Annotated in this window: 12 protein-coding genes; 7 read left to right on the plus strand and 5 right to left on the minus strand. The window is 60.6% G+C overall.

The features are described 5' to 3' along the window. The first annotated feature begins 3 nt into the window (after nt 1-3). Both BN1012_RS16560 and BN1012_RS02660 read left to right on the plus strand, forming a co-directional pair. Nucleotides 4-870, plus strand: coding sequence for an energy transducer TonB (locus BN1012_RS16560; protein ID WP_052534413.1), 867 nt, complete (start codon nt 4-6; stop codon nt 868-870). A 73-nt stretch (nt 871-943) separates the two neighbouring features. After that, entirely contained in the window at nt 944-1,900 is a 957-nt protein-coding gene (locus BN1012_RS02660) for an NAD(P)H-dependent flavin oxidoreductase (RefSeq protein ID WP_043948421.1), read from the plus strand. On the opposite strand, the gene BN1012_RS02665 is transcribed toward BN1012_RS02660, so the two are convergent. After that, nucleotides 1,884-2,885 (minus strand): TDT family transporter, encoded by a 1,002-nt coding sequence (locus BN1012_RS02665; RefSeq protein ID WP_043948422.1) that lies wholly within the window; start codon nt 2,883-2,885, stop codon nt 1,884-1,886. The genes BN1012_RS02660 and BN1012_RS02665 overlap by 17 nt on opposite strands. Before the next feature lie 106 nt (nt 2,886-2,991). On the opposite strand from BN1012_RS02665, the gene BN1012_RS02670 reads away from it, so the two are divergent. Continuing rightward, entirely contained in the window at nt 2,992-3,729 is a 738-nt protein-coding gene (locus BN1012_RS02670) for a protein phosphatase CheZ (protein WP_145973390.1), read from the plus strand. Nucleotides 3,730-3,769: 40 nt separating this feature from the next. Here BN1012_RS02670 and BN1012_RS02675 read toward each other — a convergent pair whose 3' ends face one another. Continuing rightward, nucleotides 3,770-5,380, minus strand: coding sequence for a sensor histidine kinase (locus BN1012_RS02675; RefSeq protein WP_081826163.1), 1,611 nt, complete (start codon nt 5,378-5,380; stop codon nt 3,770-3,772). Nucleotides 5,381-5,632: 252 nt separating this feature from the next. Between BN1012_RS02675 and hisS the strand changes: the two genes are divergently transcribed. The 4 genes from hisS to BN1012_RS02695 all read left to right on the plus strand — a co-directional run bounded on the left by hisS (nt 5,633) and on the right by BN1012_RS02695 (nt 10,703). Then, a complete protein-coding gene (gene hisS / locus BN1012_RS02680; protein WP_043948424.1) occupies nt 5,633-7,132 on the plus strand; it encodes a histidine--tRNA ligase in 1,500 nt (499 codons plus the stop codon). 115 nt (nt 7,133-7,247) lie between these two features. Next, the gene (locus tag BN1012_RS02685) at nt 7,248-8,732 is read left to right on the plus strand and encodes an ATP phosphoribosyltransferase regulatory subunit (RefSeq protein WP_081826164.1); all 1,485 of its coding nucleotides are present in this window, start codon (nt 7,248-7,250) and stop codon (nt 8,730-8,732) included. Continuing rightward, nucleotides 8,729-9,736, plus strand: coding sequence for an ATP phosphoribosyltransferase (gene hisG / locus BN1012_RS02690; RefSeq protein WP_043948425.1), 1,008 nt, complete (start codon nt 8,729-8,731; stop codon nt 9,734-9,736). Before BN1012_RS02685 ends, hisG begins: the two co-directional genes overlap by 4 nt. Nucleotides 9,737-9,797: 61 nt before the next feature. Beyond that, on the plus strand, nt 9,798-10,703 hold the full coding sequence (locus BN1012_RS02695; RefSeq protein WP_043948426.1) for a DUF5996 family protein: 906 nt from the start codon (nt 9,798-9,800) through the stop codon (nt 10,701-10,703). A gap of 8 nt (nt 10,704-10,711) precedes the next feature. On the opposite strand, the gene BN1012_RS02700 is transcribed toward BN1012_RS02695, so the two are convergent. From BN1012_RS02700 to groEL, 3 genes are all read right to left on the minus strand, one after another. Continuing rightward, complete coding sequence (locus BN1012_RS02700; protein WP_043948427.1) at nt 10,712-11,104, minus strand: hypothetical protein; 393 nt, start codon at nt 11,102-11,104, stop codon at nt 10,712-10,714. 199 nt (nt 11,105-11,303) lie between these two features. Then, the gene (locus BN1012_RS02705) at nt 11,304-12,182 is read right to left on the minus strand and encodes a hypothetical protein (RefSeq protein ID WP_145973391.1); all 879 of its coding nucleotides are present in this window, start codon (nt 12,180-12,182) and stop codon (nt 11,304-11,306) included. 244 nt (nt 12,183-12,426) lie between these two features. After that, the coding region (groEL, locus tag BN1012_RS02710) for a chaperonin GroEL (protein ID WP_043948429.1) at nt 12,427-13,395 on the minus strand (969 nt) is incomplete at its 5' end.

The following is a 13,395-nucleotide window of genomic DNA, read 5'->3' on the forward strand; positions in this document are numbered from 1 at the left end:
TTTTTGCAATTCCCCGATGACATAGATCGCGATGGCGACGCTGCGCGACCGGCAGGCCTGGAGACCACGCCAGCACGCCGGTCCCGCACGCGCGTGGTGCTGTGGTCGGTCTTTCTCCACGGGCTCGCCATCGTAGCTTTGTGGGCCGTACTTGCTGGCAAGCCACAGCAGATGAAGGACGAGACACCGGTCATCGCGGTTGATCTGGTGGCGTTGGCGCAATCAGCACCTGCCGCACCGGCAGCACCGGCAGTACCGGCAGCGTCGTCCGGGCCGGCCGGACCGACACAACACGACACGCCGCCAGTCGCGCAGCTTGTAGAACCGCAGCCGGAGCGTCCCGCACCCAGGCCGCGCGCGGAGCCAAAGCCCGCGCCTGTTCCGGTTGCCAAGGCGGAAGACCCACCAAAGACACCTGAGCCGCCAGTTCGTGATCCGGACCCGTCCGCAAGCGACGCGGCGCAATCATCACCACCGCAATCCCCGGCGCAGCCAGACCCGGCATCGGCGGGACCGCAGCGGCCCGCCAGTGGCAACGCCGGCACCGGGAACTCAGATGCGAATGCGTCAGCGGTTGCCAAGGCAAGTTACGCGCGGCTGCTGTTGACGCGGCTTCAACGGGCCATTGTCTATCCCCGGCGGGCCCAGCGTCGGGATATTGAGGGCATCGTGCGTGTTGAGGTTGTGCTGGCGGCAAGCGGTGCGCTTAAGACCGTCAGGCTGGTGGGCACATCCGGTTCGGACATTCTGGACGAGGCTGCCCTTGCGCTTGTGCGCCGCGTGGCGCCCTTTCCGGCTGTTCCGCAGGATCTATCGACGCGCGGGCAGGACTTTGCATTCGTGGCGCCAATTCAATATCGGCTGAATTGATATAGTCTCGCCGAAATCGAAATTCTCAATCGACCAAAAACCCAGCAACAAAAACGCAGCAAGAGGGACCGTCATGTCCGGATTTGAAGGCAACCGCGTATTGGCGCACACAGGCGCGAAATACCCCATCATCCAGGCCCCCATGGGCTGGATCGCCCGCTCGCAGCTGGCATCGTCCGTGGCCAATGCCGGGGGCATTGGCATCATCGAAACCTCCTCCGGCGAAACAGAGGCCTGCAAGGCTGAGATTGAAAAGATGGCCGACCTCACCGACGGGGTGTTCGGTGTCAATCTGCCGATCCTGTTTCTCAAGGACGACGCCATGCTGCGCTACATCTGCGACAGCGGCGTCAAGTTCGTGACCACGTCAGCAGGCAGCCCGAGCAAGTTCATCAAGCCGCTGAAAGAGGCAGGCATCACCGTTTATCATGCTGTGCCTACCCTGGATGCGGCTATGAAATGCGTCGATGCGGGCATTGATGGTCTGGTGGTGGAAGGTGCTGAGGGCGGCGGCTTCAAGAACCCGGAAGAAGTGTCGTCTCTGGTCCTATTGCAGGCCATTCGTCAGCGGTCGGACATTCCCATGGTGGCGGCAGGTGGTATCTGCAATGGCCACGGCATGGCGGCTGCGTTTGCTCTGGGTGCCGAAGCCGTGCAGATGGGGACGCGGTTCGTGAGCGCGGCGGAAAGCCCGGTTCATGCAAATTACAAGAATGCCATCGTCGATGCGCCGACCACAGGCACTTATGTGCTGAACAAGAAAGCCAGTCCCTGCATCCGGGCGCTCAAAACCAAAAACACCGACGCCATCTACGAAGAAGGTCTGATGCCGGCAGATACCTTTGCCCGCATTCAGGACCTCTATTTCGGCGGCGACATGGAAGCCAGTGTCGGCCTTGCCGGCCAGACCGCAGGTCTGATTGATGAAATCAAATCTGCAGCGGACATCATCAACGAAACGGTCAATGAGTTTTTTGAGGTGGCGGGCCGCATGGGCGCCATGGTGCCTGCGGCTAGGGCCGCTGAATAATCGACCGTAGCGACGCCAAGCCGACCGTCGCTGTGACCAGCGTGACCATAGCGAGGCTCGCGGTCGCCATGGCGTGATGGGCTGCGGTCGGCAGCATCGCCTGCGTCTGCAGCCCGGCGCTGGCCAGCGCTGCAAGGGGAAACGTCGCACTCCACCACCCATGGGTGAAGCCAAGCGCTGTGATGTCCTTGACCCGTCGGGCAATGACGACGATCACCGGCACAAGGAAGGCGCATGACACATAGAAGAAAGCTGCAGCCAACATGGCGGTGTCGCTGGTGGAGTCTGCAAGGGATCCCAAGCCCAGCGCCACCAGCGCCGGTGGTGCCACCAGCACACATATCGTGGGAACAAGCTCGTCAGGCAGGGCAGGACCTGCCACAAGCCTCCACATAACGAAAGGCAGCAGGGCGATCCAGGCAATCGCGCCTACAAGCGTGATGCCGGTGGCTAGAGCCCAATAGCCAAGATCGCCGCCCGCGCTGGCCGCAACGGCCATGCCCACCAGGGGCACGAACCACGCTGGTGTCACGTCAGATAGTTTGGGCCGCACACGCATCCAGCGGGTGATCAGCCAAGTGGCCAGGCCAAGATGCGCCAGGGCACCGACAAGCCAAACGAGACCCAGCCCAACCGTCTGTTGGGATAGGCAAGAGAGCACGCCTGCGGGCAGCAACATGAGTGTCATGGGGGCCGCCCCCAATGACGTGACCCGGGCGGGATGCAGCATATCTGCCCGAACAGCATCGGGCATTCTGGCGAGCTTCAGGCCGTAGCCGGCAAAGATCAGCAAGCTGACCATTCCGGCAAGTATCAGCAGCACACCAGACACGCCATCCGCGGAGAGAATGCCCATACCCTCCGCCCGCTGCCATGCCAGCGACAGGCCTGTCAGGCCCAGGGCAGCGCCAAATAGCGGCGCGGGCATCGCGGAAAACCCGTGTCTTACCGGCAGCGTTCCGCGGCTTTTGATGTCAGCAGGCATGCGTGTAGAGCTCCGGGGGCGTGCAACCAATAGGAGAGCTTAAAGGCATTTTTAACTCGGCAAAGGCTAGGCTTGCCCTGAATTTAGGCCACGGGGAGGTGCGCAGTTGTCTCAGGCAAAGCGCTTTCGAATTGAAGTGATGATGGGCTATGACGAGCCTGCCGTCGAGGATGTGACGCCTGCAGTGGCTGCAGTTGCGCCCGTTTCTGTGCCGGTTTCAGGGGCGGCCTCAGCGCCAGCCGCATCTGAAACGGATGCCGGTCAGCGCGACGTTGATCTGAGCATTGAAGAGCTTGCATCCCTGCGTGACCGGGTCGCGGAGGCTGCAAAGCTTCAGGGGGAACTCGCAGAGCTTTCCGGTGCGATTGAACGCACGAAGCAGGAATTGTCCGCGCTCCATTATGATGGTCCCTCCGCCGCCCGCTTCCAGGAAGCAGGCAGCGAGCTTGATGCGGTTGTGAATGCAACCGAACAGGCAACCGACACGATCCTGACCGCATCGGAAAAGATCGATTCAGCGGCCGCCCATCTCGGCGCGTCAGCGATTGACGACATTGGCCGCAATCAGGCCGAGGAAATTGCCGAGCAGGTGGTGAACATCTTCGAGGCCTGTAACTTCCAGGACATCACCGGCCAGCGCATCACCAAGGTGGTGAACGCATTGCAGTTCATTGATGAACGCGTCAGCAGGATGATGGAAATCTGGGGCGGCGCAAATGATCTGGCAGCCTTCGCACCGGCAACTGAGGAAGCAGACGGCGACGAAGCCCTGCTGAACGGCCCGGCCCTGGAAGAGCACAACGGCCATGCCTCACAGGACGACATCGACGCCCTGTTTGCGTAAGCCCTGCGGCCTTCTCTCCAGAACTTAGTCCCAGATTTTTTTAGTCCTTGAGCGGCAAGGTGATCACGGCGGCGACAACGCTGCCGCCATCGCGCGCCAGCTGAAGCGCGCCTCCATGAGCATCAAGCGCTTCGCGCAGAAGCTCAGCGGCAAATCCCGTGCGGGCATCGGCCGGTGTCACCAGCGGATCTGAATCTTCAAGGCTGGCGGGCAGGGCAACCGGCTTGCCGGATGTTCCGTCAATGCGCACCGTCAGCCGTGCCTGTTTGCCGGTCTGGCGAAGAGACAGCCGCATCACGCTTCCATCGTCCGCGTCGCGCCCGATGCCTGCCACGAGCCGGTACAGGGCGCGTTGCAGCTTAGCGAGATCAATGCGCGCAACCAGCGGTGTCTGCGGTGCATCAACCGCCACATCCGGTCCACTGCCATCGCTGTCGCGCTGCAGGAAATGCGCGGTATTGCGGACCAGTTTGATCAGATCGCAGGGCTCAGGCGTGCTGGCGCCGTTTGCATCCACGACGCTGAGCAGATCTTCCACCATGTCCAGCATGGCGCGGCCGGCATCCGAAATGGAGGCTGCGTATTCTGCGTGGCGAACCGGATCGGTTAGCTTGTCGTGCTGCAGCAGGTCGGCAAAACCCACGATATGCGTCAACGGCGTGCGCAGGTCATGACTGACCCGCGAGAAGAAACGGCCGGAACGCTTCAGCGCCGCATCGCGGCCGCTCTGGGCACTCTTGAGGGCCATTTCGAGTTTCCGGCGTACGGTAATGTCCGTGAAGCTGGCCACGCGGGCGGGCACACCGCCGCGCTCCGTTTCAACCACATCAACCTCTGCAACGCGCGTTTCACCGCCCGGCTGCACAATGGTGATTTCACCGCCTTTGCCGATTTCAAGATCAAACCGCTTGCCCATAAGCGTGTCAGCGGCCCGGCCCAGCAATTCCTCCGCAGCCGGATTAACAAACGCCACGGCACCGTGGCGGTCCAGAACGACCATGGCGTCCGGCGCTTCTTGAACCAGCACCAGCGGGGCAGGGGCGTGAATCGGCTGGCGGGCCGTCTCGCTGCTCCCCGTCGTCGGGTGGGTGGGACGGGCCAGCTTGGCGTGGCGTGCCAGCGCCCGCGCAACGGCGCTGGACAATTCCGCACCGTTAAAGTCGCCGGCAGGTGTGAGATCCACGACCTCATCAGCGCCTGCTTCAATGGCCGACAGTTCAGCGGCGTCATCGAGCTGCCGCATCAACACAATGACCGGTGCATCGGGGCCGACGGCGCAAATGCGCTTCAACCGGCCAATGCCCGCGTCACTGGCGTCCAGTTCAACAACAATGGCGGTAAGACCGGGCACCAGAAGTTGATCAAGCCCCGCTCCCGGGCGGCTGTGGATAAGATCGACCGGCTTTGTACGGCGCGCGTCCAGAGCATCTGCGACCTGACGGGCAATGATGGCATCGTCACTGATAACGCCCACGCTCTCACGGCGCGCAGGGATGTCCACCGGTGCAATGGCCAGATGGCTGGCGTCACCAGACATGTCCTGCCGTTTGGGCAGCAGACTGCCTTTCGCCAGTTTGGGGGCAAGCTTTGGGGCGCCCTTGGGGGCAGCCTTGCGGGGAATCACGGGTACTGAACTGTGCTGGGAGCGCATAAACCGCCTGCAGGCCTCATGTTTTTAGGGTCGGACAGGCGCTTGTGCGCGAATCCGTGAATCAAACATGAACATTGATGGTAAACACGGAGTAAATGATTGGTGGCCGGATTAAGGCACCGTTAGCCTTGATGACCTGCCCGTTAACACCTTGAGTGGTGAAAATCCTTTGAAAAGCGCCTGCTTGCGGGGCCATGGGCCCCTGCGCTAGGTAAGGCGCCCAACCCCTAACCAGCCGGAAAAAAATCCAAAGTGGCCAAGAAGCAAAAGCAGTTCCGCCCCAAGGCACGCCTTCCCAAAGGCCTGCGCGATTTGCGCGCCGATGATGTGGCGGCCCGCCGGGCCATGCTCGCGACCATCATGCAGGTCTATGAGTCCTATGGGTTTGATCCGCTGGAAACATCCGCTTTTGAATATGCAGATGCCCTGGGCAAGTTTTTGCCGGATGCTGACCGTCCCAATGAAGGTGTGTTCAGCTTTCAGGATGATGACGACCAGTGGCTGTCCCTGCGCTACGACCTGACCGCGCCGCTGGCCCGCATGGTGGCTGAAAACTACGAGACCGTGCCAAAGCCGTTTCGCCGCTATCAGACCGGCCAGGTCTGGCGCAACGAAAAGCCCGGCCCCGGCCGCTTCCGTGAATTTACCCAGTGCGATGCGGACAGTGTCGGTGCACCGGAAATGGCCGCAGACGCAGAGCTGTGCGCCATGGTGTCAGACGCACTGGAAGCCGTCGGCATTCCGCGTGGCGACTATGTGGTGCGGGTCAACAACCGCAAGATCCTCGACGGTGTGCTGGAGACAATCGGCGTGCCTGCAGGAGAAGAAGGCGCACTGCAGCGCATGACCGTGCTGCGCGCCATCGACAAGCTGGATAGGCTGGGCGCCGACGGCGTGAAGCTGCTGCTGGGCGACGGCCGCAAGGATGACTCCGGCGACTTCACCAAGGGTGCAGGCCTCAATAGCGATCAGGCCGATACAGTTTTAGCCTTTGTGGGCGCTGGGGATGAGGACCGCTCCAAGGTGCTCGACACCTTGCGTGGCCTTGTCGGCACAAGTGAAACAGGCTTGGCCGGTGTGGCTGAGCTTGAAGAGATTGCCACCCTTCTGGATGCGACAGGCTATGGCCCGGACCGCATCCTGTTTGACCCTGCCGTGGTGCGCGGTCTTGGTTACTACACGGGCCCCGTGTTTGAAGCGGAACTGACCTTCGATGTGAAGGACGAGAAGGGCAACCCGATCCGCTTTGGCTCCATCGGCGGTGGTGGCCGCTATGATGACCTCGTCAGCCGCTTCAAGGGCACGCCCATTCCGGCCACTGGTGTCTCCATCGGTGTGGATCGCCTGCTCGCGGCGCTGGAAGCTCTGGGCCGCAACAAGACCAAATCACTCACCCCGCCCGTCGTGGTGCTGCCCTTGGACAAGGACCGCATGGCCGACTACCAGCGCATGGTCTTTGATCTGCGCAATGCGGGCATCCGCGCTGAAATGTATCTCGGCGGTGCCGGTATGCGGGCACAGCTGAAATATGCGGACAAACGCGGTGCGCCGGTGGCTGTCATTCAGGGCTCTGATGAGTTCGAAAAGGGCGAGATCACCCTCAAGGACCTGGTCCTGGGGGCGGAACTGTCCAAGGAGATCGAGGACAACACCACCTGGCGCGAAGACCAGCCCGCGCAGGTGTCCGTCTCCGCCGATGGCCTCATTCAGGCCGTGAAGGATATGCTGGCCAGGCCTCATATGCAGGCCTGAGCGTCCCGTTTTACGACTGCGACTAAGCTAAACTCACGCAATAAGAGATAAAATGTCCCGAAAACGGGATGTTATAGCCGAAATATTTTTGTGACTTGCATGAAAACAGGACACAATGTATTTCACGGCCATGACAAACGATGCTCTCAGTTTTGCTGCCATCATTTCCGAATGGGGCAAGCCCGCCGATTTCGCCCGGGCCCTAGGCCAGGATGATGGCGGCGACCTTGCCCGCAAATGGCGCCGCCGCGACAGCATTCCCCAGGAATGGTGGCCTGCGGTCATTGATGCCGCGCGCCGTGACGGCAAGCCGGTGGATGCGGAGCGTCTTCTGCGGGCCCAGCGCAATGCGGTGTCGCGCAAGTCAGGCGATGGCGGGGATCATGCGCCGGTCATTGAAAGTCCGGACCCGGAGCGTCCGGCGTCGGGCTATGACGCCTCCTCGCTGGAGGCGCTGGACGCACAGGCGCAAAGCGTCAAGGCCGTGTTCAATCAGGCCGGCTATGTGCCCGTCGAGCCACCGACCATGCAGCCCGCCGACATCTTTCTTAATCGCTCCGGCGAAGACATCCGTCAGCGGACCTATGTGTTTCAGGACCCCGGTGGCGAAGAATGGTGCCTGCGTCCTGATCTGACGATCCCCACCTGCCGCATGTATCTCGAGCGCGATCCCGAAGGGCACAGCGAAGCCAAGCTTTGCTACAACGGCCCCGCCTATCGCTATCAGCCGCCAAGTGCGGGCAAGCCGGTGGAGTTTCTGCAGGCAGGCGTTGAACATATTGGCGGCGCAAGCACGCCGGAGGCTGACGCCGAAATCGTGGCCATCGCCATTGATGCGATCCAGAGCGCGGGCCTTAAATCATTCGGCACGACGCTGGGCGACCTTGGGCTGTTCGGTGCGCTGGTGGACAAGCTGGACCTGCCGCAAAGCTGGCGCGGACGCCTGAAGCGTCACATCTGGCGTCCCGCCTATTTTGACGAGATCCTCACACGGCTCACCGACGCGGAATCCATGCCAGTCACGCCCAACACCAATCAGGCGTTGCTGGCAGCGCTGGATGTCATGGAGCCAGAACGCGCCCGCGACGTGGTGCAGGACGTATTGGCGCTGGCTGGCATTTCAGCCGTAGGCGGACGAACCGTCACGGAAATTTCGGAACGCTTTTTGGAACAGGCCGCAGGCGCTGCCAGTGCTGAACTGTCCCGCGAAACAGCCGACGCCATCCGCGCCTTCCTGGCGATCTCGGCGCCATGCACCACGGCAGTTGATGAAATTGCCCATGTGGCAAAGGCCGCCGGCGTGTCGCTGGACGACGAGCTGGAATCCATCGCCCGGCGGATTGATGTGATCTGCGGCAAGGGCGTCAACCGCAATGACATTACCTTTGATGCCGATTTCGGCCGCAAGGAAGAGTACTACACGGGCTTCGTCTTCGAGCTGCGCGTGGAGGCGCTCGGCGCATCGCGGCAGGTTGCCGGTGGTGGCCGCTATGACGGCCTGCTCAAGAGCCTGGGCAGTCCCCGCAATGTCCCCGCCGTTGGCTGCGCCATCCGCACCGAACGATTGCTGGCGGCCGTCGGCCTGGAGGCACGCTCATGAGCACGTCAGACAAGAGCAACGAAACGGAAGACCGCCTGGTCATCGCGGTGCCGTCAAAAGGCCGCCTGCAGGAAAAGGCCATGGAGTTCTTTGGTCAGGCCGGCAGCCCGATCAAGAAGTCCGGATCATCGCGCGAATATGTCGGTCGTCTCGGCGGCGTGCCCAATGCGGATGTGGCGTTTCTCTCCGCCAGCGAAATTGCTGGGGCGCTTGGGTCCGGTCAGGTGCATCTGGGCATTACCGGCGAAGACCTGCTGGAAGAAAAACTACCCGACCCCAAGAGTGCCGTTCACATCATCAAGCCGCTTGGCTTTGGCCATGCGGATGTGGTGGTTGCCGTGCCGCAATCATGGATTGACGTGCGCACCATGGCGGATTTTGACGACGTGGCCATTGCCTATCACGCCCGCCACGGCGAGCGCGTGCGCATTGCCACCAAATATCTGCGCCTGACGCGCAACTTCTTTGCCGCCCACGGCCTTGCGGACTATCGCATTGTGGAAAGCGCGGGCGCCACGGAAGGCGCACCCGCTGGCGGCACGGCTGAGGCGATTGTGGACATCACCTCCACCGGCGCAACGCTGGCCGCCAACAACCTCAAAATTCTCGATGACGGCGTGATCCTCAAGAGTGAGGCAAACCTCATCGCCTCGCGGACGGCGACGTGGGGTCCCAATGCCCGAGCGGCGGCATCCAAGATTCTCGAAATGATCGAGGCGGTAGCCCGTGCGAAAAATGTCGTGGAAGTGCGTTTCCTGCATGACGTGTCAGACACAAAACTCCTGCGTGACCTCGAAGAGCAGCACAACGCCCGCGTGCCGTTCCCCTATGACGAGGATGGCGCGCGCGTGTCCCTGATCATGCATGTGCCCGACGCCAAGGTGCATGACGTGGTCTCGCATCTGTATGCGGCGGGCAAGGATGCTGTAACTGTCACAGAACCGCGCTACATTTTTCAGCGTGGCAATCCATTGATGGCAGCGCTGGAAACAAAGCTGGGCTAGGCTTGCCGCACACGGACGTGTCCCGCGACCTGTCCCGTGATGTGCCACAAGGAGGCTTGCCATGCGTCCCGCCCTCGATCTGCCGCCGCTTCCCCTCGACGCGTGGGAAGACACCAAGGAAACCCTGCATCTGTTTTTGCAGATAGTCGGCAAGATCAGGCTCAAGACCCATCCCAAGCTGAACCACTGGTGGCACGTGACGCTCTACCCGTCGTCGCGCGGCGTCACGACCCGGCGTATCCCCTATGGCGGTGTGGATTTCGAGATCGGTTTTGATTTCATCGACCACACCCTGACGGTCACCCGCTGTGACGGCGGCGAACGCAGCTTTGCTCTGGGGGGTCTCAGCGTCGCTGATTTCTACGCCAGCGTATTTGGCGCGCTGTCGGAACTTGGGATCGACGTCCAGATTCACGCGGTCCCCTACGACCGTCCGTACACAACACCCTTTGCTCAAGATACGGATCATAGGACGTATGACGGTGACAAGGTGCATGCCTATTGGCGTGCCCTGTCACAGATTGCGACGGTGTTTGAAGAGTTCCGCGGCCGCTTCCTTGGCAAGTCAACGCCGGTGCATCTGTTCTGGCATTCCTTCGACCTGGCGCTCACCCGCTTCTCCGGCAAGAAAGCGCCGCCCATGGAGGGTGGCACCAATGCCGACAGGGAAGCCTACAGCCACGAGGTCATTTCCTTTGGCTGGTGGGCCGGTGACGACCAGGTACGCGAGGCAGCGTTCTACTCCTACACAGCGCCCGAGCCGGACGGTGTAGAGACCCAGCCCCTTGAGCCAGCTGACGCGGTATGGAATGACGCCGGTGGCTCCCACATGGCCTTCCTCACCTATGAGGCCGTGCGCCAAAGTGCCGACCCGCGCGCAACCCTGCTGGCTTTCCTCGAAAGCGCCTATCAGGCAGGTGCGACAAAGGCCGGCTGGCCGGTGGCGGACTTCACGCACCAGGTCTAGAGCAACGTCTAGCGCCAAAGACGATCAATCTGCCGGAGATGATCCCGCTGGATGCGCAACCGCACCGCGAGGCGTGCGCAGGCGGCTGTGCCACACCACCGTCGGTGCGCTGCGATGTGGTTCAGGTTGTTGATGGCATGATCAAGGTCGAAGATGGCACCGCTCCAGCTGCGTTCCTCCGCCAGGGCGGTCAGAATTTCCCTGTGGGCATCCATGGCGCGGGCTGCAAAATCCGGGATGTCTGACACGGCATCGGGATTTGCCGCCCTCAGCTTTGCCAGCACCCGAGGCGCACAGCGCAAGACCTTGATGCGGTTGAGCACATCGAGCTCAACCCGGTTGACGTGAAGTCCCGCCTTGAGACGGGACCGGTTGAAAGGCTGCGGCAAAAAACTGTCCATGCAGCCAGTGTCTCATTGCAGCTGGGGACCGGGGATAGAGTTTTTCTCAAATTTCCGCTTGTTGGCTGACTGGTGGTCTTCGCCTTAAACAGTGGACAATAGGTCCCATCAGCCCGGACATACCGCTTCTTCGCAGACTTCTCTGGTGTTTTGGTGGTTTCCCTGCTCCTAGACTTAGAGCTATGCAATTGAAGAACTCTTAGCTGGTCACTTTTCGGGTCACTCTCGGCCCCGCAGATGTGGCTCGCACCCGTTTGGTCTGCATGAGTTTTGCAATCCGATCTTCTTCGACCTCGATTCGGTCGCATGCACCATCTGCATACTCAACCACGAGAAACATTGGGCTCCAGTCTGCCAAAAACCGCTCGGGACCTATTCCGTTAGGCGAACCAAAGTTTTCAGATTCAAGCAAAACGCGGGCTTTGTAGGGAACAGGGTTCACTTCTTTTGGCAGAACACGGTCGCCTCCTAGTTTGACCCGCATTTGTAGACGACGGCCAGTTACAGCAGACTCCAAATAGGCATCCTTAATCTCAGTGGCCCGCTGTGCTGCGTTCAGATTTACACCAGAAAACAGGGCGCTAATGATGGCTTCTCCACCTAGAATTGGCTTCTTGTTGAACGTGGGGCCATCGGCCCATTCAACTCGGAGACCATGAATTGGTGATCGCCTCAATTGGTGTGAGGAAAAGCCATCTTCGATGGTAGGCCACGGGCCCATGTCTCTACCCCAATGTTCGATAAACGCCCCACGGCCATCGCTATTGTTTGCCATCACATATGTATGCGGGGTTCGATCGGCGCTTGGTTTTGCCGAGCGCCCCGAACTCGCCAAGAATTTTTCGACAGCTTCTTGCAGGAGCGATCTGTGGTCGTTATTGCGGTTGATTGTGCCACTGCTGTGGTCATGGGCTCGGACTGTTTTGGTTCGGTTGGGTTTATTGATGACTATCAAAACGGCCACAGAAAAACCGATTAGTATGAATGCTCCATAGCCTTCGATCCAGCCTAAGTACTCTGTGGCCCATGTATTCACAGTCTTGGCAGCTTCAGGAAGACCTATTAGGTCCATCAGCATGCCGCCCCACTTTGTGGCAGCCGCTAGTATAGCCGAACTAGAAGCAATAACGTTTGAAACCAACTTCCGCATGCTCTCGACCTTTGCGACTTCTGATTACGTATGTGAGTCTTAGGACAGTATAGATGTGTCTTTGGGAAAATAGCCTCCGGCCCCTCCAATCAAAGCACAAAAAAAGGGCGGCTCTCACGAGCCGCCCTTTCCGTATGTTCGCTGAGCTCATGAGGCTCAGGCGACGTGATGCTTACATCATGCCGCCCATGCCACCCATGCCGCCCATGTCCGGCATTGCCGGTGCGCCGCCGCCGTTCTTCTCCGGCTTGTCCGCAACCATGGCTTCTGTGGTGATCAGCAGGCCGGCAACGGAGGCTGCGTCCTGCAGAGCGTGGCGCACAACCTTGACGGGGTCGATGACGCCCATTTCAACGAGGTTGCCGTACTCTTCGGTCTGTGCGTTGAAGCCGAAGCCCACGCCCTTGCCTTCAAGCACCTTGCCCACAACGATCGAGCCTTCAACGCCGGCATTTTCGGCAATCTGGCGGATCGGAGCCTGGATGGCGCGAAGAACGATCTTCACACCAGCCTGCTGGTCGTGGTTTTCAGCGTTGTCGATGACAGCGTTGATGGCCTTGGTCGTGGACAGCAGAGCCGTACCACCACCTGGCACGATGCCTTCTTCAACAGCAGCGCGGGTTGCGTTGAGCGCATCGTCAACACGGTCCTTACGCTCTTTCACTTCTGTTTCAGTTGCACCACCAACGCGCAGAACGGCAACACCGCCTGCAAGCTTGGCAAGACGTTCCTGAAGCTTTTCACGATCGTAATCAGATGTTGTTTCCTCGATCTGGTTACGGATCTGGGCCACACGGCTTTCGATGTCGCCCTTCTTGCCAGCGCCATCAACGACGGTGGTGTCGTCCTTGGTGATGCGGACCTTCTTGGACGTGCCGAGCATGTCGAGGGTCACCGTTTCCAGCTTGATGCCGAGGTCTTCAGAGATGACCTGGCCGCCTGTGAGAACAGCGATGTCTTCAAGCATGGCCTTGCGACGGTCGCCGAAGCCAGGTGCCTTGACGGCAGCAATCTTCAGGCCGCCACGCAGCTTGTTGACCACGAGGGTCGCCAGCGCTTCGCCTTCAATGTCTTCTGCAATGATCAGCAGCGGACGTGAAGATTGCACAACAGCTTCCAGGATCGGCAGCATGGACTGCAG

The sequence above is a fragment of the Candidatus Phaeomarinobacter ectocarpi genome (genome assembly GCF_000689395.1).
GTDB classification, from domain to species: Bacteria; Pseudomonadota; Alphaproteobacteria; order CGMCC-115125; family CGMCC-115125; genus Pyruvatibacter; species Pyruvatibacter ectocarpi.

Excerpts from the sequence above, each read along its gene's own strand:
- BN1012_RS02660 (WP_043948421.1), top strand. The coding sequence starts at position 944 with ATGTCCGGATTTGAAGGCAACCGCGTATTGGCGCACACAGGCGCGAAA.
- BN1012_RS02665 (WP_043948422.1), bottom strand. The coding sequence starts at position 2,885 with ATGCCTGCTGACATCAAAAGCCGCGGAACGCTGCCGGTAAGACACGGG.
- BN1012_RS02675 (WP_081826163.1), bottom strand. The coding sequence starts at position 5,380 with ATGCGCTCCCAGCACAGTTCAGTACCCGTGATTCCCCGCAAGGCTGCC.
- BN1012_RS02685 (WP_081826164.1), top strand. The coding sequence starts at position 7,248 with ATGTATTTCACGGCCATGACAAACGATGCTCTCAGTTTTGCTGCCATC.
- hisG (WP_043948425.1), top strand. The coding sequence starts at position 8,729 with ATGAGCACGTCAGACAAGAGCAACGAAACGGAAGACCGCCTGGTCATC.
- BN1012_RS02695 (WP_043948426.1), top strand. The coding sequence starts at position 9,798 with ATGCGTCCCGCCCTCGATCTGCCGCCGCTTCCCCTCGACGCGTGGGAA.
- BN1012_RS02700 (WP_043948427.1), bottom strand. The coding sequence starts at position 11,104 with ATGGACAGTTTTTTGCCGCAGCCTTTCAACCGGTCCCGTCTCAAGGCG.
- BN1012_RS02705 (WP_145973391.1), bottom strand. The coding sequence starts at position 12,182 with ATGCTGATGGACCTAATAGGTCTTCCTGAAGCTGCCAAGACTGTGAAT.